14 protein-coding genes are annotated in these 20,213 nt (G+C 73.6%); 7 read left to right on the forward strand and 7 right to left on the reverse strand.

Annotated features, from left to right (window positions below):
• Both GA0115242_RS13390 and GA0115242_RS13395 read left to right on the forward strand, forming a co-directional pair.
• A partial coding sequence (locus GA0115242_RS13390) for a PHP domain-containing protein (RefSeq protein ID WP_107461407.1) occupies positions 1–1,479 on the forward strand: 1,479 nt, incomplete at its 5' end.
• A complete protein-coding gene (locus GA0115242_RS13395) occupies positions 1,476–1,994 on the forward strand; it encodes a hypothetical protein (RefSeq protein ID WP_093827985.1) in 519 nt (172 codons plus the stop codon). The genes GA0115242_RS13390 and GA0115242_RS13395, both read left to right, overlap by 4 nt.
• 30 nt (positions 1,995–2,024) lie before the next feature.
• On the opposite strand, the gene GA0115242_RS13400 is transcribed toward GA0115242_RS13395, so the two are convergent.
• From GA0115242_RS13400 to GA0115242_RS13425, 6 genes are all read right to left on the reverse strand, one after another.
• A complete protein-coding gene (locus GA0115242_RS13400; protein WP_093827987.1) occupies positions 2,025–4,907 on the reverse strand; it encodes a glycoside hydrolase family 2 TIM barrel-domain containing protein in 2,883 nt (960 codons plus the stop codon).
• Positions 4,908–4,932: 25 nt separating this feature from the next.
• Positions 4,933–5,817 (reverse strand): carbohydrate ABC transporter permease, encoded by an 885-nt coding sequence (locus tag GA0115242_RS13405; protein WP_093827989.1) that lies wholly within the window; start codon positions 5,815–5,817, stop codon positions 4,933–4,935.
• Positions 5,814–6,779 carry a carbohydrate ABC transporter permease gene (locus GA0115242_RS13410; protein WP_093827991.1) on the reverse strand — a complete coding sequence of 322 codons (966 nt, stop codon included), beginning with the start codon at positions 6,777–6,779 and terminating at the stop codon, positions 5,814–5,816. The genes GA0115242_RS13405 and GA0115242_RS13410 overlap by 4 nt, the downstream gene beginning before the upstream one ends.
• A gap of 20 nt (positions 6,780–6,799) precedes the next feature.
• The gene (locus GA0115242_RS13415) at positions 6,800–8,065 is read right to left on the reverse strand and encodes an ABC transporter substrate-binding protein (protein ID WP_093827993.1); all 1,266 of its coding nucleotides are present in this window, start codon (positions 8,063–8,065) and stop codon (positions 6,800–6,802) included.
• A gap of 312 nt (positions 8,066–8,377) precedes the next feature.
• Positions 8,378–9,622 (reverse strand): ROK family transcriptional regulator, encoded by a 1,245-nt coding sequence (locus GA0115242_RS13420; RefSeq protein ID WP_093827995.1) that lies wholly within the window; start codon positions 9,620–9,622, stop codon positions 8,378–8,380.
• A 189-nt stretch (positions 9,623–9,811) separates the two neighbouring features.
• Positions 9,812–11,059: an FAD-binding protein gene (locus GA0115242_RS13425; RefSeq protein WP_093827997.1), complete on the reverse strand. Its 1,248-nt coding sequence runs from the start codon at positions 11,057–11,059 to the stop codon at positions 9,812–9,814.
• Positions 11,060–11,475: 416 nt separating this feature from the next.
• On the opposite strand from GA0115242_RS13425, the gene GA0115242_RS13430 reads away from it, so the two are divergent.
• The 5 genes from GA0115242_RS13430 (at position 11,476) to GA0115242_RS13450 (ending at position 18,544) form a co-directional block, all read left to right on the forward strand.
• Positions 11,476–12,828 carry a radical SAM protein gene (locus tag GA0115242_RS13430; protein ID WP_176729808.1) on the forward strand — a complete coding sequence of 451 codons (1,353 nt, stop codon included), beginning with the start codon at positions 11,476–11,478 and terminating at the stop codon, positions 12,826–12,828.
• A 558-nt stretch (positions 12,829–13,386) separates the two neighbouring features.
• Positions 13,387–14,850 carry a cellulose-binding domain-containing protein gene (locus tag GA0115242_RS13435; protein WP_093828001.1) on the forward strand — a complete coding sequence of 488 codons (1,464 nt, stop codon included), beginning with the start codon at positions 13,387–13,389 and terminating at the stop codon, positions 14,848–14,850.
• A 437-nt stretch (positions 14,851–15,287) separates the two neighbouring features.
• Positions 15,288–16,409, forward strand: coding sequence for a ribosome small subunit-dependent GTPase A (gene rsgA / locus GA0115242_RS13440; RefSeq protein WP_093828003.1), 1,122 nt, complete (start codon positions 15,288–15,290; stop codon positions 16,407–16,409).
• A 225-nt stretch (positions 16,410–16,634) separates the two neighbouring features.
• On the forward strand, positions 16,635–18,032 hold the full coding sequence (locus tag GA0115242_RS13445; RefSeq protein ID WP_093828005.1) for a bifunctional transcriptional activator/DNA repair enzyme AdaA: 1,398 nt from the start codon (positions 16,635–16,637) through the stop codon (positions 18,030–18,032).
• Positions 18,029–18,544: a methylated-DNA--[protein]-cysteine S-methyltransferase gene (locus GA0115242_RS13450; RefSeq protein ID WP_093828007.1), complete on the forward strand. Its 516-nt coding sequence runs from the start codon at positions 18,029–18,031 to the stop codon at positions 18,542–18,544. Before GA0115242_RS13445 ends, GA0115242_RS13450 begins: the two co-directional genes overlap by 4 nt.
• Here the strand turns inward: GA0115242_RS13450 and GA0115242_RS13455 are convergent.
• Positions 18,531–19,013 (reverse strand): DUF456 domain-containing protein, encoded by a 483-nt coding sequence (locus GA0115242_RS13455; RefSeq protein ID WP_093828009.1) that lies wholly within the window; start codon positions 19,011–19,013, stop codon positions 18,531–18,533. The genes GA0115242_RS13450 and GA0115242_RS13455 overlap by 14 nt on opposite strands.
• Positions 19,014–20,213: the final 1,200 nt, after the last annotated feature.

The following is a 20,213-nucleotide window of genomic DNA, read 5'->3' on the forward strand; positions in this document are numbered from 1 at the left end:
CCGGCCGGGGGCCGCCGCGCCAAGGGCTTCCTGTGGCTGGCGGGCGACCACCACATCCACACCCAGTACAGCAGCGACGGCAAGTACCGCGTCGTCGACCAGGTCCGCCAGGGCGCCCGGCACGGCCTCGACTGGATGGTCATCACCGACCACGGCAGCGGGGCGCACGCCAGGATCGGCGTCGAGAAGGTCAACCCGGACATCGTCGCGGCCCGCGCCGCCCACAAGGACACCCTCGTCTTCCAGGGCCTGGAGTGGAACATCCCGGCCGCCGAGCACGGCACCGTCTTCGTCCACCCGGGCCGCAACGAGGTCTCCGTCCTCAAGCAGTTCGAGACCGACTACGACGGCAGCGTCCGCGACGCCTCCGACTCGACGCCCGCCAACGAGGCGCTGGCCGTCGCGGGCCTCGCCTTCCTCGGGGAACAGGTCAAGCGGCGCAAGGTGCAGGACGCGCTGATGCTCGCCAACCACCCGGCCCGGCGCGGTGTCGACTCCCCGCACGAGATCCGCGCCTGGCGCGACGCCACCTCCGCCGGTCACCAGATCGCCGTCGGCTTCGAGGGCGCCCCCGGACACCAGGCGGCCGGGCTGCCCGCCCCGACCGGCCCCGGCCGGGCCCGCGGCATCTACGACAACAGCCCGAGCGCCAACTCGTTCGCCGGGTTCCCGCTGGAGAGCTACCGCACCTGGGGCGGCTTCGACTGGATGACCGCCACCGTCGGCGGCCTCTGGGACAGCCTCCTCGCCGAGGGCAAGCCCTGGTGGATCACCGCCAACTCCGACTCCCACCAGGTCTACGCGGACACCGCGGTGCGCGGTCCCGGCGGCGACTTCGAGACCGACGGCCGCTACCCCGACCCGGTCTACGGCGGCAAGATCGACATCACCCAGGGCGACTACTGGCCCGGCCAGTACAGCCGCACCCACGTGGGCGCCGACGGGTTCTCCTACGCGGCCGTCATGGACGGCATCAGGGCCGGACGGGTCTGGGTCGACCACGGCGGCCTGATCAGCGGCCTCGACGCGCGCCTCGCCGGTGACGGCCGGTGGGCGACGCTCGGCGGCGCGCTGCACGTCCGCAAGGGCACCCGGGTCACCCTCACCGTGGACGTGGCCCTGGCCGGCGGCGCCAACTGGGCCGGTTTCGTGCCCCGGCTGGCCCGCGTCGACGTGGTGCGCGGCGACATGACAGGACCGGTCGCCGACCGGGACACGTTCACCGCCCCGACCGCGCGCGTCGCCACGTTGTTCGAGGTGAACAAGGTCGCGGGCACGGTCCGCCTCGGCTACGACCTCGGCCGCGTCGACCGCCCGCAGTACATCCGGCTGCGCGGCACCGACGGCAACCGCTCCGCCGTCGGCGCGCGGGGCGCGGCCGTCGACCCGGCCGGTCCCGCGATCGACGTCGTCGGTGACGCCGACCCGTGGCGCGACCTCTGGTTCTACTCCAACCCGGTGTGGGTCCTGCCGTCGTGACCGCCGCCCCGCACGCCCTCACGCTCGACCCCGGGCTGCGGGACCTGACCGCCGCGGACCACCACCTGCGCACGCTGGCCGCCGAACTCGCCCTGCCCGAGGACGTGTTCGGCTGCACGCACCTGATCCGCGGCGACCGCCCGCGGGTCGCCGTGTCGCTGGCCCTGCCGTCGGGGCCCCTCCCGCGCACCGCCCTGGAGGGGCTGACGGCACAGGGCCGCACATGGACGGAGGGCGTACCGGACGGATCGGGCCGCGCCGTCCTCTACCCGGGCGCGGCGGCCCTCACCGGCACACTCACCGTCGCCGAGACGCTCTCCCGGTCGGCCATCACGTCCGTGGTGACCCTCGGCTCCCCCGAACCGCCGTCCCCGGAGACCCGCCTGGCGACCGGGGGCCACGTCCGCCCCCAGTGGCAGGGCGACGACCTGGTGCTGACGACGATGCCCGCGGCCCGCGGCCTCCTGGTCCCGTTCGAGGTCCCGGACCCGACCCCGTGCTGCGCCGACCACTGACCGGCCCCGCACCGGCGGGCCCTGGGCCGGTCACCCGACCGGGGTGAAGACGAACGAGAACTCGGCCCGCTCGGCGTCCAGCCGGTAGTGCGGGAGGGGGCCGGGACCGCAGGACTGGGAGCCGATGCCGTGCTGCCCGTGGTCCAGGTTGACCCACACCGTGTCGCCCGGCACCAGGTCGGTGAGGTGGGCGGCGGCGTCCAGGTGCTCGGTGGTCCACCGGCGCGCGGTGAACCAGAACTCCGGGTCGCCCTCGATCCGCAGCCCGCCGACCTCCGCCCAACGGACGTCCGCACGCGCCCCGTTCTCCTGCGGACGCACGTACGGCGTCTGCAGCGCGTCGACCGTCGACTCCCAACGCCCCAGCCGTGCGGCCTCCTTGGTGTCCGGGTACGCCTCGCCAGGGCCGCCGCCGAACCAGCGCACCCGGTCGGCCGGGCCGGTGAGCCCGAAGCGGACGCCGAGCCGGGGCAGCGGCACCCGCCAGTCGCCCTCGGGGGTCACCGACACGGTCAGGGCGAGCCGTTCGCCGTCCGAGGTCCAGCGGTAGACCGCGGCGAGGCCCACCTCCCAGGCGGCCGGGGCGACCCGGGTCCGCACCGTGAGGGCGGGCCCGTCCTGCTCCACGGCGTCGAGGCGGTGACGCATCCGGTGCAGCCCCAGCTTGCGCCAGAGCAGCCCGTAGCGGGTGTCCGACTGCCAGGGGGCGCCGTCGTCGTTGTCGGTCGGCGCCCGCCACACGTCGAGCCGCGGACCGCCGGTCACCCCGACCCCGCCGATCGCGCGCAGCGCACCGGTCCTGGCGTCGAACACACCGGGCCCCAGGGTCAGCGTGCCGTCCCCGGGGAACGCGGGCGCCCCCGCGGGCTCGACGGCGGGCACCCGGCGCGCGGTGACGGCGCCCTGGCCCCAGGCCACCTCGTGACCGGCCGCGCCCCAGCGGGTGTCGGCGGCCAGCGCCGCGCTCACCGTCCAGCCGGTCTCCGCGTCCCGTCCGGCGGGGAGCGCGGGCAGCTTGACGTCCGCCGATCCGCCCGGCGCCAGCGCGGGCACGGTCAGCGGGCCCGACCCGACCGTCTCGCCGTCCACCTGGCAGGACCAGGTGAAGGCGAACGCGGAGAGGTCCGCGAAGTCCTGCCGGTTGGTGACCCGCGCGGTGCCGCCCGCGCCGTCCACCTCGATCAGGACCGGCTCGATGACCTTCTTGTACTCCAGCAGGCCGGGGGAGGGGGTGCGGTCGGGCAGCACCAGGCCGTCGCAGACGAAGTTGCCGTCGTGCAGCTCCTCGCCGAAGTCGCCGCCGTACGCGTAGCCGAACCGCTCGTCGCGGACGCCGTGGTCGATCCACTCCCAGACGAAGCCGCCCTGGAGCCGGTCGTGGCTCTCGAACAGGGCCTGGTAGTCGGCGAGTCCGCCGGGTCCGTTGCCCATGGCGTGCGCGTACTCGCAGAGGATCAGGGGCAGTCGGCGGCGGGCACGGGTGCCGCCGTCGCGTCCCTCGGCGATCCGCCGCACCTCCTCGTGCGCGGGGTACATCCGCGAATAGACGTCCGTGTCACGGCAGTCGGCGTCGCCCTCGTAGTGCACCAGCCGCCCGTCGTCCCGGGCGTGGATCCAGTCGGCCATCGCGGTCAGCCCGCGCCCGGTGCCCGCCTCGTTGCCCAGCGACCAGACGATCACCGACGGGTGGTTCTTGTCCCGTTCGACCATGCGGGCCGCCCGGTCCAGGAGCGCCGGGGTCCAGCGCTCGTCGTCCACGGGGTTGTCGCGCCACTCCTGCTCGACGAAACCGTGCGTCTCCAGGTCGCACTCGTCGATCACCCACAGCCCGTACTCGTCGCACAGGTCGAGGAAGGCCGGGTGCGGCGGATAGTGCGAGGTGCGCACGGCGTTGAGGTTGTGCCGCTTCATCAGCAGCACGTCCTCGCGCATCGTCCCCGGGTCGAGCGCGCGGCCCTTCTCGGGGTGCCACTCGTGCCGGTTGACGCCCTTGAAGAGGAGCGGCCGCCCGTTGACGGTGATCAGGCCGTCGGTCAGCGCCACCGTCCTGAAGCCGATCCGCAGCGGCACGCGCTCGCCCGGCGTGATCAGCTCCCCGTCGTAGAGGTGCGGCGTCTCGGCGGTCCAGGGCCGCACCGGCACGGTGACGCTCTCGCCGGTCGCGACATCGATGTCCAGGGCGGGCACCGAGACCCGCCCCGCCACCTCGGAGTCGACGCGCAGGGTGCCCTCGCCGCCGGCGTGGTCGTAGGAGGCGTGCGTGAAGAAGTCCCCGGCGCAGCCCGCCGGCCGGTGCAGCAGCGTCACGTCACGGAAGATGCCGGGCAGCCACCACTGGTCCTGGTCCTCCAGGTAGGAACCGGCCGACCACTGGTTCACCCGCACCGCGAGCACGTTCCCGGACGGCTTCAGCAGCGCCCCGACGGCGAACTCGTGCGGCAGCCGCGACCCCTTGAAGACGCCCAGCTCGGTGCCGTTGAGCCAGACCCGGGCGCACGACTCGACGCCGTCGAAGCGCAGCACGGCGTCGCCGCTCCCGGCGGCGGGCCAGTCGGACGGCAGGTCGAAGACGCGCAGATGGTCCCCGGTGGGGTTCTCGGTCGGCACCCGCGGCGGGTCCACCGGGAACGGGTACAGGTGGTTGGTGTAGATCGGTGAGCCGAACGCGCCGTCGCCCTGGAGGACCCAGTGGCCGGGCACGGTGACCCGGGCCCAGTCACCGGCGTCGAAGCCGGGGACGGCGAACGAGTCGTCCTCGGCGTCGGCGGTCGGCGCCACCCGCAGCCGCCAGTCACCGTTGAGGGAGAGGGATCTCGCGTCCGAACGCGCGTACCAGGCACGGGGCGGGAGGGTCCCGGTGCCCGGGGAGACGTCCTCGACGTGGTCGGCGGCCGTGGGGGTGCGGAAAGACATCGGTCTCCTGGTCGTGGTCGGTGCGTCAGCCCTTGATGCCGGTCTGTGCGATCCCCTGCACCAGCCAGCGCTGGAGGAAGAGGAACACGAACAGCAGGGGCAGGATGGAGATCGCGGTGGCCATGAAGATCTGGTGGAACACCACGGTCTGGTTGGTCATGTACGAGGAGAGCGCGACCTGCACGGTCCACGCGCTCGGGTCCTGGCCGATGACCAGCGGCCACAGGAAGGAGTTCCAGCCGTTGATGAACGTGATGGTGGCGATGGCGGCGAAGAAGTTCAGGGAGTTGGGCACCACGACGCGCCAGTAGGCGCCCCAGTAGCCGAGCCCGTCCACCCGCGCCGCCTCCTCCAGCTCCTTGGGGAACCCCAGGAAGTACTGCCGGAAGAGGAAGCAGGTGAAACCACTGAAGAGGCCCGGGACGATGAGACCGCGGTAGCTGTCCACCCAGCCGAGCGACGAGACCAGCACGAAGCTGGGGACGAAGGTCACCGCGGTCGGCACCATCAGGGTCCCCAGGACCGCGTAGAAGACCTTGTTGGCGTGCCGGTAGGGGATGCGGGCCAGCGCGTAGCCGGCCAGCGAGCAGACCAGCAGGACGCCCGCCGTGTGCAGGACGGCGACGACCGTGGAGTTCAGCAGCGACCGGGCGAAGGGCACCGACGAGTCGTCGAACAGGGCGCCGATGTTGCCCCATTGCAGGTCGGTGGGGAAGAACTTCCAGTGCTCGCCGGTGATTTCGGCGTCGGTGGAGAGGGCGTTGCGGACCAGCAGGTAGAACGGGACGAGGAAGAGGAAGGCGGCGATGCCGGTGGCCAGGTAGAGCCCGGCGTTGCCCAGCACGGAGCCGTGGCGGCGCACCGGGCGCGGCGGCGCGCTCTCGCGGGCCCTCGGTACGGTGACGGTCACGTGGTCCCCTCTCCCTTGCCGAAGCCCAGGAACTTCCCCTGGAGCAGGGTGACGGCGCAGATCAGCACGGTGAGGATGACGGCGCCCGCGCTGCCCGCCCCGTAGTCCTGGTTCTCACCGAGCGCGGTGTAGTACAGCTCGACCAGCGGGGGCCGTCCCCAGGTCGTCTTGGAGAGCAGGTTGAAGAACTCGTCGAAGGCCTGGTAGGCGGCGATCAGCAGCAGGAGCACCACCGCCGTCGAGGTGGCCCGCAGTTGGGGCAGGGTGATGTGGCGGAACGTCTGCCAGCCCGGCTTGGCGCCGTCGATGGCCGCCGCCTCGTACAGCTCGCCCGGGATGTTCTGGAGGGCGGCGAGGAAGAGGATCATGTAGAAGCCGGACTGGAGCCACAGCCGGGCGGAGACGATGACGACCCAGTACCAGGGCGGGCTCGGGTCGGCGAGCCAGGCGATGTTCTCGACGCCGAACCAGTCGAGGACCGTGTTCATCAGGCCGAAGCGGACGCCGCTGAAGATGGACATCTTCCAGATCAGCGCGGCGGCGACGTAGCTGCACGCGGTCGGCAGGAAGAACACCGAGCGGAAGAAGCCGCGCAGGAACCGCAGCCGGTTCACCAGCAGGGCGAGGCCGAGCGAGAGCGCCCAGGTGGTGGGCACGATGAAGGCGGCGAAGACGGTGAAGGTGCCCAGCGAGCCGACGAAGTCCGGGTTCGTCAGCATGTAGGTGTAGTTCGCGAACCCGGTGAACTTCTCGGGCGTGACGGTGAACCGGGCCTCGAAGAAGCTGAGGTACAGGCTCCAGCCGATCGGGACGTACACGAAGAGGGCGAGCCCGATCAGGAACGGGCCGGTGAACAGCCAGAAGTTGAGGGTGCGGCTGCCTCGCAGGCCCCGCCGGGGCGCGGCCGGGGTGGGCTTCGCCGGGGCGGGGTCCGCGAGGTCGCGTGCCGTGGTCGTCGACATGTCGGGTTCCGTCCGCCCGCCTATCCGAACAGCTTCTTGAGTTCGCGGCCGACCGCCTTGTCGGCCTTGTCGAGCGCGGCCTCCGGGGAGCCGTCCTTGCGGACGCAGTCGGCGAAGACGTCCTCCAGCGAGGTGATCATGGCCTGGGTCCAGCCGATGTTGTCGAAGTGGCCGAACTCGTTGAAGAGGCGCACGCCCTCGGCCGGGGTGCCGGACTTGAGCTTGGACGCGGACGCGGCGATCGACGTGCGCGGCGGGATGTGGAAGCCGTACGAAGTGGCCCAGTCCTCCTGGTACTTCTTCTGCTCGATCCACAGCCACTTCACGTACTCCTTGGCCGCGTCGACGTTCTCCCCCTTGGCGTTGACGAACATCGACCAACCGCCGTTGTAGACCGAGGGCTTGCCCGCGTCGGTGACCTTCGGGAACGGGAAGATCCCCCAGTCGTCGCCGAGCGCCTTCTGGAACTGCGGCATCGCCCACATCCCGCAGAACTGGATGGCGCACAGGCCCTGGTTGAGCGCGGACGGGTCCCAGTAGTCGGTGGGCGCGTCGAGGAGCAGGTGCCCGCTGGTGAAGACCGAGCGCATCTTCTTCAGACCGTCGACGACCCCGTCGGTGTGGTACGCGATCCGGTTCTTGTCGTCGAGGGTGTCCGCGCCCGCCGACCAGATCATGGGGTTGATGACCGCGTGCAGGTCGTTGCCGAGGAAGAGGCCCTTGACCTTGCCCGTGGTGAGCTTCGCGGCCGCCTCGATCAGCTCGTCGAGGGTCTGCGGCACCTTCACCCCGGCCTTGTCGAGCATCGACCTGCGGTAGAAGAAGAACTGCGGGTCGTCGATCATCCGGACCCCGTACGTCTTCCCGTCGACCGTGTGCGAGGCGATGTCGGCCGGGTTGAAGTCGTCCTTGACCGGAGCGATGAGGTCGGTGAGGTCGGCCACCTGTCCGCTGCGCACCATCTGGATCTGCGGGTGGAACTCGAACACGTCGGGCGCGTTCTTGGTGAGCAGCGTCGCGAACAGCTTGCTCTCGAAGTCGGCGCTGGTGATCCACTGCGTGGTGACGTGCGCCTTGTCGTAGGCGGCCGCGTACCGCTTGATCGCCTGCTCGGTGCCCGCCTCGCCGTAGGCGTGGAAGTACTGGACCAGGTTCTCGCCCGAACCGGAGCCGCCCCCGCGGCCGTTGTTGCCGCCGCACGCGGCGAGGGATCCGGCGGCGGCCATGCCCGCCGCGGCCCGCAGGAGTGACCGGCGGGACCAGGTGCTGTTGCTCGTTGCCGACATGTGGGACGTCCTTGTCTCGATTTGCGGCTGCGGCTCGGCCGCCCCGCGGCCGGAGAGCGCGGAGCCGGGGGCGGTGCGGGGACGTTAACCTTCGGCTAAGGCTTCGGCAAGGGGTTGGACGAAGGCTGTCCGAAGCGTTGCTCCGGGTTCGGAATGCCGAACGGGCCCACGGCGTACGGGGTTTGCCGCCGGCGGCGCGAGGGTTCCGCCGGGCCCGCGACCCGCCGCGTGATCCGGACGGCAGGCCCTGGGGTGTCGCCGGGCGGGCGGGACTTCGCGGACGCGACCTGGGTCACGCGGGTCCGCCCGCCGTCACGCGGGCGGCGCGGTACGGCTCTTCGTGAGGCCGCCGCGCTTGGCGGACCGCTGTCCCACGGACTGGAGCGCCCCCTCCAGCGCGAAGGTGGCCGCGCCCAGGCAGACCGGGTCGGTGGGGATGGGGGAGAGGACGATCTCGGTGGTGGCCAGCGGGCGCGGCAGCGCGTGCCGCGCCACGGCCTCCCGCACCTCGCGCAGCAGCGGCTCGCCCAGACCGCGCGCCACCCAGCTGCTCAGCACGACCACTTCGGGGTTGAGGACGTTCACCAGACCGGCGAGGCTCGCGCCGAGGTAGCGGGCGGTCTCGCGGACCACGCCGATCGCCACCGGGTCGCCGTCCGCGACACCGCGCGCGACGGCGTCGATGGTCGCCGTCTGGTCCCTGGGGTGCAGCAGCGGGCTCTCCGGGTGCGCCTCCCGCAGGTTCATCATGATCCCGGGCGCCCCGACGTACGTCTCCACGCAGCCGTGGTTGCCGCAGTGGCAGAGCCGCCCGTCCAGCACGAGCGTGCTGTGGCCCCACTCGCCCGCGCTGTTGCTGACGCCCCGGTGCACCCCGCCGCCGAGGACCAGACCGGCGCCGACCCCGGTGCCGAGGTTCACCACCACCGCGTCCCCGTGGCCGCGCGCCGCCCCGAACCACAGCTCGGCCACCGCGCAGGCGCGCAGCGGGTTGTCCAAGTAGAGGGGATAGGCGAGGTGTTCGGCGAGCAGGTCGAGCAACGGCACGTCGTGCCAGTCCCAGTTGGGCGCGTACTCGGAGACGCCCGTGTCCCGGTCCACCTGGCCCGGCACGCTCACCCCGACCCCCAGGACCCGCGCGCCCTCCACCCCGGCCTGCGCGACCACCGCGCCGACGGCGGCGGCGACATGCCCCGCCACCTGGCGGGGCCGGTTCTCGCCGGGCGGCATGTGCTCCTCGGCGCGGGCCAGCACGGTCAGCGCGAGGTCGAACAGCTCGACGTGGACGTACGTCTCCGCGATGTCCACCCCGATCAGCGCGCCCCCCGAGGCGTTGACGGCGACCAGGCCGCGCGGGCGCCCGCCCGCCGAGTCCTCGAAGCCGACCTCGGTGATCATGCGCAGGTCGAGCAGTTCCCCGACGAGGGTGGCGACGGTGGCCAGGCTCAGCCCGGTGGCCGCCGCCAGCTCCTGCCGCGAGGTGGGCGACTCGGCGATGATCTGGCGCAGCACCTCGTAGCGGTTCGCGGTGCGGATGTCGCGTGATGTGCGCTTCACCGGGTCGATCCCCGTCCCCTCGGCTCGGACCGGCGCAGGCCGGGCGGGCACGTCGGCACCTGCCCCGCGCCAGGCTATGGGCTTGCGCCGCCTTTCGACAAGGGGTTAGGAAAGGGGCTGTACAAAGCCGGACGCGGGGCGTCCGCGCACCCCCCCGGCTCGGGCGGGGGCGGCGGAACGGGCCCCGGATCAGATGCCCAGGGCGTCCCGGACGAAGGCGTTGGCGAACTTCCCCTCCGGGTCGAGCGCCTCGGCCAGCGCCCTGAACTCCCCGAGTCTCGGGTAGCGGCCCCGCACGACGGACCCCGGCACGCTGTACACCTTGCCCCAGTGCGGACGCGGCGCGAACGGGTCGAGGGCCGCCTCGACCCGGCCGACCACCGGCAGCACCGCCGCCAGATCGTCGACCCAGGTGAAGTGGAAGGCGACCGAGTCCCGGCCGTACGCCGGGCTCAGCCACTGCGCGTCCGCCGCGACCGTCCGCACCTCGCAGGTCAGCAGCACCGGGGCGATCGTCTCCCGGACCGCGTCCAGCGCCGCGAGCGCCTCCAACGCGTGCTCCCTCGGCAGCAGGTACTCCGACTGCAGCTCCTTGCCGCTGCTCGGGGTGAACTCGGCCCGGAAATGCGGCAGTCGCTCGTGCCAGGGCCCGGCCACCCCGAACTGCTCGGTGCAGTTGACGCCCGGCACCCCCGGCACCGGGTGCAGCGCCACCGTCGCGGGCGCGGCCCATGGGAAGTCGGCGAGCGGCTGGTCGGTGCGCCGCTTCAGCCACACCTGCCGGAACCCCTCCCGCCGCCAGTCCGTGAACAGGCTCACGCTGTACGCCCATCCGGCGACCGCCTCGAAGTCGAGCCCGGCCAGCGGCAGTTCGGTGAACAGGTGCTGCTCCACCTCGAAGGCCGGTTCCAGGTCGAGGGTCAGCGCGGTGACGACGCCGAGGGCGCCCAGCGCGGTGACCGCGCCGCCGAACCGGGCGTCGTCGCGGCCCAGCACCAGCGTGGAGCCGTCCGCCGTGACCAGTTCGACCTCCCGCACGGAGGACGCGAGCGGCCCGTTGCCCGTCCCCGACCCGTGGGTGCCGGTCGCCACCGAGCCCGCCACCGAGATGTGCGGCAGGGACGCCATGTTGGGCAGCGCGAGAGAGTGCGCGTGCACCTCCCGCGCCAGTTCCGCGTACCGGACCCCACCGGAGACCCGTACCGTGCGGGCCGCCGTGTCCACGTCGATCACCGGCTCCAGCTCCGCCAGGGAGAGCAGGACGCCCTCCGGGCCCGGCTCGGCGATCCGGTTGAAGGAGTGGCCGCTGCCCAGGACCCGTATCCGGGCGCTGTCCGCCACCAGGGCGGCGAGCGCCTCGGGGGAGCGCGGGCGGCACACCTCCCTGGCCGCGTAGGTGATGTTGCCCGCCCAGTTGGTGACCGTCTGCGCCGTCATCCCTGCCGTCCCTCCGGAAAGTGCCCGCGCGTGCCCGCGTGTGCCCGCGGGTGGGTCCCCGCCGGTGGGTCGACCTTCTCATTCGCCGGCGCGCCCGCCGCCGCCACCTGGACTGGGCCCCGGGAGCTGCGGATTCCGCACCGGACGACCCACGGGCACGACCATATCGCCACCCGAACGGTTCGCTGTCCGCGATATCGGCGTCACGGCCGCCGCCCGGGGAGCCGCGGCCGTCCGGGCCGTTCCCGGGCCGTCCCCGGGCGAGGTCCCGGGCCGCCGCCCGGGACCGCCGTCCCCGCGACGGCCGCGGGCCGGGCGGACGAGACGCACGCCACACCGACCCCCCGGCCCGCACGGACCGGGCGAGGGGGCATACCGTGAGGAGTCGAACGCCTGAGCCGGGAGGAGAGATCGGGATGGGCAGCCGTACCGCACTGGTCGAAGATCTGATGGAGCGGTTCCCGCACGTACCGCGGGAGGCCGTCTTCAAAGAGGACCTGCTGCGCGGTGGTGTCGCCTTCGACCCGTCCGCGCTCAGCGACAACGAGGCCGGTGAGGTCAAGCCGAAGTCGTACTTCATCTTCTCCTTCGACCACGGCACCCTGCCCGAGCTGGGCGAGGCCGCGCTGCGCAGGCCGCCGGAGGAGATCATCCTCACCGGCGGCCCCTACGACCTGCGGCGCACCGTGGTCTCCGTCCGGGTGAACCCGGCGTCGCCGTACCGGGTGGCCGCCGACGACGACGGGGTGCTCGGCCTCTACCTGGACGGCAAGCGGATCTCCGACGTGGGCGTGCCCCCGATGCCGGAGTACTACCGCCACACGCTCTCCAACGGGAAGTCCGTGATGGAGGTGGCCCCGACCATCCAGTGGGGCTACCTGATCTACCTCACCGTCTTCCGGGTCTGCCAGTACTTCGGCGCCAAGGAGGAGTGCCAGTACTGCGACATCAACCACAACTGGCGCCAGCACAAGGCGGCGGGACGGCCCTACACCGGCGTCAAGGACGTCGAGGAGGTCCTGGAGGCGCTGGAGATCATCGACCGCTACGACACGGCGAAGGCGTCCACCGCCTACACGCTGACCGGCGGCGCGATCACCAAGACCGTCTCCGGGCGCGACGAGGCCGACTTCTACGGCCACTACGCCAAGGCCATCGAGGAGCGCTTCCCCGGCCGCTGGATCGGCAAGGTCGTCGCCCAGGCGCTGCCGCGCGACGACGTGCAGCGGTTCAAGGACTACGGCGTGCAGATCTACCACCCCAACTACGAGGTGTGGGACGAGTACCTGTTCAAGATGTTCTGCCCCGGCAAGGAGCGGTACGTCGGCCGGGACGAGTGGCACAAGCGGATCCTCGACTCCGCCGAGATCTTCGGCGCCCGCAACGTGATCCCCAACTTCGTGGCGGGCGTGGAGATGGCCGAGCCGTTCGGCTTCACCACCGTCGACGAGGCGATCGCGTCGACCACCGAGGGACTGCGGTTCTTCATGTCCCAGGGGATCACGCCGCGCTTCACCACCTGGTGCCCCGAGCCGACCACCCCGCTCGGCAAGGCCAACCCGCAGGGCGCGCCGCTGGAGTACCACATCCGGCTCCTCGAGGCCTACCGCGCCACCATGGACGACTTCGGCCTCTCCTCCCCGCCCGGGTACGGCCCGCCCGGACCCGGCCGCGCGGTCTTCTCGGTCAGCTCCTTCATGGACAGCCTGCCCGAGCGCCCCGAGGACGGCGGCACGGCGGCGCCGTCGGAGGCGGCCACCGGGGCGTGAGCCGATCCGGCCCTTCCCGGACGGTGTCGCTGATCGATATCGTCCGGGACGGGTGCGCGGACGACCGGTGCGTGGTCGTCCGTAACCGATGTGCTCCGGATCGATACGACCGGCCCCGCGGTCCGTATACCTCCCAGGAACCGACCGGACGGGCGGACGGTTCCGGCGCCCCGGACGGACGACTTGCGGCCCGTGAAGGGGACGTCGGGGACTGACGGCGAACGTCGGCTCTCCGGAACCGTTTTCGCCCGTCGGCCCCACAGCCCCACCGCACGCCGCACGCCGCACGTGATCCACGCACAGCACGGCACAGCACATCGAGGTGCGGTGCACCGCGTCGCACCGCGCACCACCCTGTTCGACCGCACGCGGCCGTACCCCGCCGTACCCGGTGGTGCCCACCCGTGGCCACCGCCGGGACACTGCGGGTAACCAGATTTGAATAGCGCGCTTGTCAGTTGTGTGGGAGACGTGAAAGGCTCTGGGCCTGCCGCGAGGTTCCCCACAACTCCGTTGCCAATAAGGCGAGTTGACCTCGCATGTGGATGCAGGAGACTCATGCCCGACCTGCCGACCCCGAAGGACGCCGCCGAGGCCGCGTTGTTCTCGGAGTGCTGGGACGCGGTGCTTTCCTACGCCGACCTGTGCACCGCGGGCTCCACCGCGGCCACACGGCTGGCCGAGGAGGCGTTCGCCCTCGGTATACGCGAGGCCCGCGCCGCCGAGAGCGCGACCGCCCGCGCCACCGGCCGCCGTTCCCCCCGACTGCCCGTCATCCCGCTGCTGTTGACCGCGGTGCGCACCACCGCGGCGGCCTGGGAGACCGGCGGTAAGGGCCACGACCTCGATTCCGACCTGAGACTGTGGCTCAACTCCGACAAGGCCGCACGCTACACCGGCCCCCCGCTCAGCCGCCCACTGGCCCTGCGCGGACTGCGCGACCTCCAGGAACCGGACGCCGCGCTGCTGTGGCTCGCCGAGGTCGAGACGCTGCCGCTGACCGTCGTCGCCCGCCGCCTCGGCCTCGACCCGGCCGTCGTCGGCGACGAACTCGCGCAGGTGCGCGGCCTGTTCAGGGACCGCTGCCACCGCGCCCACCTCGACAGCCCGATGACCGCGCACTGCCGCAGCTACGCCGGGCTCCTCGACGTCGTCACCCGCTCACCGGCCACCGACATCCCCGAGGACCTCTCCCGCCACCTCTCCCGGTGCGTCAACTGCGCCGAGGCCGCGGCCTGTCTGCGCCCGCACGGGGGCGGCCTGCCGGTCGCGCTCGTCGGCGGCGTCATCGGCTGGGGCGGGCTCGCGTACCTGGAGCGCCGCCGCCGGGCCGCCGAGGTCCGTCTCGGCGTCGGCCGCCCCGAACCCGCCGAGGGCGACGGAGCGGACCCCAGGTCAGGCGCGCAGCGCGCCCGCGTCGTGCGCAACAGCCTGCTCGCCGCCGCCGTCATGGTGTCGCTGCTGGCGCTCGCGGTGTCGATGATGCCGTTCGGCGGCTCCGACACGGACGACTCCGCGGCCACCCCGACCGGGCGGCAGACGTCCGCGCCGCTGCCGTCGTCGCCCGTCTACACCACCCCGGAGGCGACGTCCTCGCCGCCGCCCGCGACCGAGGCGTCGGAGAGCGACGGCGGGCACGGCGAGGAGCCGCAGGGGACCTCCTCGGCCACCGCGAGCGGCACCAGCCCCGACGGCGGCGGGCCGACGCGCTGCGAGGTCGCGTTCGACCTGGTCAACCAGTGGCCGGACGGCTTCCAGGCGACCATCACCCTCACCACCGCCGAGGCCCTCGACGGCTGGCGGGTCGCCTGGACCTTCGCCGACGGCCAGCGGGTCGGCCAGATGTGGGACGCCACCGTCTCCCAGGACGGCTCCCGCGTCACCGCGGTCGCCGCCGACTACAACAAGGCGGTCGCCGCGGGCGGCACCCTGTCCTTCGGCTTCCTGGCGAGCTGGAAGGGCAGGAACGCCCCGCCGCACGACTTCGCGCTCAACGGGCGGGAGTGCGCGAAGGCGGGCTGAACACCCGGATCGGGAGGGGGTCCGGATCGGGAGGGGGTCCGGATCGGGACGGGGTCCGGATCGGGGCGGGGTCCGTGCCGGACGGGTCCGTAGTGGACAGGGTCTGTACCGGACCGGACCGGACAGACCCGGTCGCGATGCGATGCGATGCGATGCGATGCGATGCGGTCCGGGCCCGGATCCGGTCCGGCCCGGCCCGCGAACAAATGGGTGGCACGCGTCGCGTGTGCCGCCCTAGAGTCAGGACCACTCCGCACGGCGGCCGTTGCCGCCGCCGTCGTCGACCGCAAGAGGAACGGGAGGTGTGACCGATGGCTGTCTCCGTGACGGGCGCTGCCCGCGCCCAGAAGATCGTCCACGCCACCCCCGTGGCCTCCGGCTGACCTTTCCAGAGCGCGTCCGCGCGGAGCCGGGGCCACCCCTGTGAAGGGTTCCCCTTGAAGTTCTCCAGCTCCTCCGTCCCGTCCTCCGTCCCGCCGCCGCACCCCCTCGCCCGTCACGGCTGGGACGACGGCTGGGAGGCCGAGTTCGCCCCCTACGCCGAGCGCGGGCTGCTGCCCGGCCGGGTCGTCCGTGTCGACCGCGGCCGCTGCGACGTCGTCACCGCGGGCGGCGTCGTCCACGCCGACACCGAGTTCGTCGTGCCCCGCGACCCCATGAAGGTCGTCTGCACCGGGGACTGGGCCGCCGTGGACCCCACGGGCGGCGACCCCCGGTACGTCCGCGCCCTGCTGCCCCGCCGCACCGCGTTCGTCCGCTCCACCTCCTCCAAGCGGTCCGAGGGACAGATCCTCGCCGCCAACGTCGACCACGCCGTCATCGCGGTCTCGCTCGCCGTCGAACTCGACCTCGGGCGCGTCGAACGCTTCCTCGCGCTCGCCTGGGAGTCCGGCGCGCAACCGGTCGTCGTCCTCACCAAGTCCGACCTGACGCCCGACGCGACCGGCCTCTCCCACCTCGTCCAGGACGTCGGGACGGTGGCGCCCGGCGTGCCCGTCGTCGCCGTCAGCGCCCTGTACGGCGACGGGCTCGACGTCCTCGCCGCGCTCGTCGGCGACGGCACGTCCGTGCTGCTCGGCACCTCGGGCGCGGGCAAGTCGACGCTCGCCAACGCGCTCGTCGGCGCCGACGTGATGGACGTCCAGGCCATCCGCGACGTGGACGGCAAGGGACGGCACACCACCACCACCCGCAACCTCCTCGCCCTGCCCGGCGGGGGCGTCCTGATCGACACCCCCGGGCTGCGCGGCGTCGGCCTCTGGGACGCCGGCGGCGGCGTGGGCCAGGTCTTCGCCGAGATCGAGGAACTCGCCGCCGACTGCCGCTTCCACGACTGCGCCCACGAGGCCGAGCCGCACTGCGCGGTCCGCGCCGCGGTCGAGGCGGGCGACCTCCCGGAACGCCGTCTGGAGAGCTACCGCAAGCTGCTGCGGGAGAACCAGCGGATCGTCGCCAAGACGGACGCCCGCCTGCGCGCGGAGATCCGCCGGGACTGGAAGCGGAAGGGGGCCGAGGGCCGCGCGGCCAAGGAGATGAAGGAGGGGCGGCTGAGGTTCTGACGCCCACCGGGGCCCGGCCCGTCCCGGGCCCCGATTCGTTCCGGGGCCCGGCCCGCACCGGGCCCTATCCGTTCCGGGGCCCGGCCCGCACCGGGTACCGGCCTCCACCGGGAACCGGCCCGTTCCGGCCGGGAAGGGCACTTCTTTCCCGGCCGGGGTGCCCCCACCGCCCCGTCCGATTTCCGCCAGTCGTCCGTCGCCCGGTCGCCCACACTGGACGGTGTGATGGACGACGACAGCAGGTACGAGGCCGTACGGAGCCGGGACGCCCGGTTCGACGGGGCGTTCTTCTTCGGCGTGCGCACCACCGGCATCTACTGCCGGCCGAGCTGCCCCGCCCGGACGCCCCTGCGCCGCAACGTGCGGTTCTTCGCGACGGCCGCCGCCGCCCAGGGCACCGGGTTCCGGGCCTGCCGCAGGTGCCGCCCCGACGCCGTGCCCGGCTCCGCCGACTGGAACGTCCGCGCGGACGTCGTCGGCCGCGCCATGCGGCTGATCGGGGACGGCGTCGTCGACCGCGACGGGGTCGCCGGGCTCGCCGACCGGCTCGGCTACAGCACCCGGCAGGTGCAGCGCCAGCTCACCGCCGAACTGGGCGCCGGTCCCGTCGCGCTCGCCCGCGCCCAGCGGGCGCACACCGCGCGCGTCCTCACCCAGACCACCGAACTGCCGATCACCGAGATCGCGTTCGCCTCCGGGTTCGCCAGCGTGCGCCAGTTCAACGACACGATCCGCGCCGTCTACGCCGCCACCCCGAGCGAGCTGCGCGCCGCCGCCCCGCGACGGGACCCGCGCACCGCCGCCCCGGCCGCCACCGGGATACCGCTGCGGCTCGCCCACCGCGGGCCCTACCTCGCCGGTCCCGTCTTCGACCTGCTCGCCGCCGAGGCCGTGCCCGGGGTCGACGAGGTGACCGGGGAACCGGGGCGCCGCGTCCACCGCCGCACCCTGCGGCTGCCGCACGGTACCGGCGTCGTCGCCGTCCTCGAACGCGCCCGCGCGCACCGGGCCGCGCCCGGCACCCACCCCGGCGGCTGGCTCGACGCCCGCCTGCGCCTCACCGACCCGCGCGACCTCACCACCGCCGTGCAGCGGCTGCGGCGCCTCTTCGACCTCGACGCCGACCCCTGGGCCGTCGACGAACGCCTCGGCGCCGACCCCCGGCTCGCCCCGCTCGTCGCCGCCCGGCCGGGGCTGCGCTCACCCGGTGCCGCCGACCCCGGCGAACTCGCCGTCCGCGCCCTCGTCGGACCCGTCGTGGCCGCCGACCTCGTCCGGCGTCACGGCAAGCCCCTCGACGCTCCGCACGGCACCCTCACCCACCTCTTCCCCGAACCCGCCGTCCTCGCCGGGGCCGAACCAGGAGGCGTCCTCGGCGCCCTCGCCGCGGCCCTCGCCGACGGCACCGTCCGCCTCGACCCCGGCGCCGACCGGGACACCGCCGAGGCCGCCCTGCTCGCCGTCCCCGGCATGGACGCGGCCACCGCGGCCGTCGTCCGCACCCGTGCCCTCGGCGACCCCGACGTCGCCCCACCCGGAACCGACCTGCCCGAAAGCTGGCGCCCCTGGCGCTCGTACGCCCTGCACCACCTGCGTGCCGCAGGGGAGTTGGAGACACCATGACCACCCGCGTCCACCACACCACCGTCGACAGCCCCGTCGGCCCCCTCCTGCTCACCGCCGACGACGACGGCGCCCTGACCTCCCTCTCCGTGCCCGGCCAGAAGAACGGCCGCACCGTCCAGGAGGGCTGGCGGCACACCCCCGATCTCTTCAGGACCGCCGGGGAACAGCTCGCCGCCTACTTCGCGGGCGACCTCACCGTCTTCCGCCTCGACCTCCGCACCGAGGGCAGCGCCTTCCGCGAGAAGGTGTGGGCCGCCATCGACGCCGTCCCCTACGGCGCCACCACCAGCTACGGCGAGATCGCCGCCCGCATCGGCGCCTCCCGGGCCGCCGTCCGCGCCGTCGGCGGCGCCACCGGCGCCAACCCGCTCCTCATCCTGCGCCCCTGCCACCGGGTGATCGGCGCCGACGGCTCCCTCACCGGCTACGCGGGCGGTCTGCCGACCAAGGTGCGGCTGCTCGCCCTGGAAGGCGTCATCGAGGCGGGCCCCGACCTCACCCCCAGATGACCGCGCCCAGCCACGCCCCGGCGATCAGCAGACAGGTGAACAGCTCCGTCAGCACACTGGAACCGCCCGAGCGCATCGCCGTCCGCACGGCCGCCTTCGCCGCCGCGTGCCGACCCAGCCGCAGCCGCTCGCCGACGTAGATACCGGCCATGAATCCGGGGATCGCGCCCACCACCGGCACCAGCACGAACCCCAGCAGCGCGCCCAGCCCCGCGGACACCGCCATCCGGGGGGTGGCGCCGCTCTCGCGCAGCCGTCTGGGCGGGAGCGTCCAGCGGACCACCTGCGAGACGAACAGCGCCAGCGTGGCCCCCACCAGCACCGACCAGGCCAGCGGCTGGGTGTCCTTCAACGCCCACCACAGCACCGCCGCCCACACCAGCCACGATCCCGGCACGCCGGGCACCAGCACTCCGCACAGGCCGAGCAGGAGCACCAGACCGACCATCAGCAGGTCCCACACGCCCATCGGGCCAGCATGCAGGACGCGCGGCGACGTCGCAGGTCAGGCGGGGGCGGTCGGGGGACGGACGGTCCACCGCGGCCGCCGTCCGCCGCCCCGGCCCGCGTCCGAATTTGCCGATGCCCCGTTTCCCGGGGGCCCGCGCGGTGACAATTACGGGCATGAGCCAGCAGGGGGGAAGCACCACAGGACCCGACGACGACTGGTGGGGGCAGCTGTACGACGACGCCACCCACGACACGGGTCCCGCGCCCGCGCCCGATTCCCTGGACGACCGCTTCGCCTCGGCCTCGGAAGCGGTCACCGGACCCACGGCCCCGGAGATCCCCGCCCGACCGGGGGCGCGGGACACCACCCCGCGAGCGGACGACGGCCCGGGACGTGAGTCCGGCCCACGGGGCGGGGACAGCCCGGTCCAGGACGAGGGGCAGGGGCAGGGACGGCAGACCGCTCCGCGCGAGGACGACGGGCCGCGCGGGGACGGTGGCCCGCGCCAGGAAGTCGGCCCGCGAGGGGACGGTGGCCCGCGCCAGGAAGTCGCTCCGCGAGGGGACGGCGGCCAGCGCCAGGAGGTCGGCCCGCGAGGGGACGGCGGCCAGCGCCCCGAGCCGGGCCGGCGCAGGGACGGTGGTCAGCGTCCGGAGGGAAACCCGCGCCGGGAGACCGACCGGCGAGGCGACGACAGCCCGGTCCGGGACGCGGATCCGCGTCAGGGCGGGGGCCCGCGGCAGGAGGAGGGCCCGCGTCAGGGCGGGGTGTCCGAGCCTCGCCGTGCCTTCGGTGCGCCTCCGCAGGGCCATGCGCCGGCGTCTCCCGCGCGACGTGACGCACCCGCGTCTGCCGCCTCCGGCGGCGCACCGCAGCCTCCTGCCCGAGCCGATGAGCCGAGGCCATCCACGCCGGGCGGCGCACCCGAGTCCGGCCGCGAACCGATGCCTCCGGCCCGGGACGCGGCCCCGACGTACCCCGCCCGGGGCAACTCGCCGGTGGCTCCCGCCCAGGGGGCTGCCCAGACGCCTCCCGCTCAAGGCAGCGGGCCGTCCGCTTCGGCCCAGGGGGTTGCCCAGACGCCTCCCGCGCAGGGCAGCCCGTCGTCAGCTCCCGCGCAGGGGGCTGCCCAGACGCCTCCCGCGCAAGGCAGCCCGTCGTCAGCTCCCGCCTGGGGTCCGGCACCGACGCCTCCTGCTCAAGGCAGCGCACCGTCCG

The sequence above is a fragment of the Streptomyces sp. SolWspMP-5a-2 genome (assembly GCF_900091845.1).
Classification (GTDB): Bacteria; Actinomycetota; Actinomycetes; order Streptomycetales; family Streptomycetaceae; genus Streptomyces; species Streptomyces doudnae.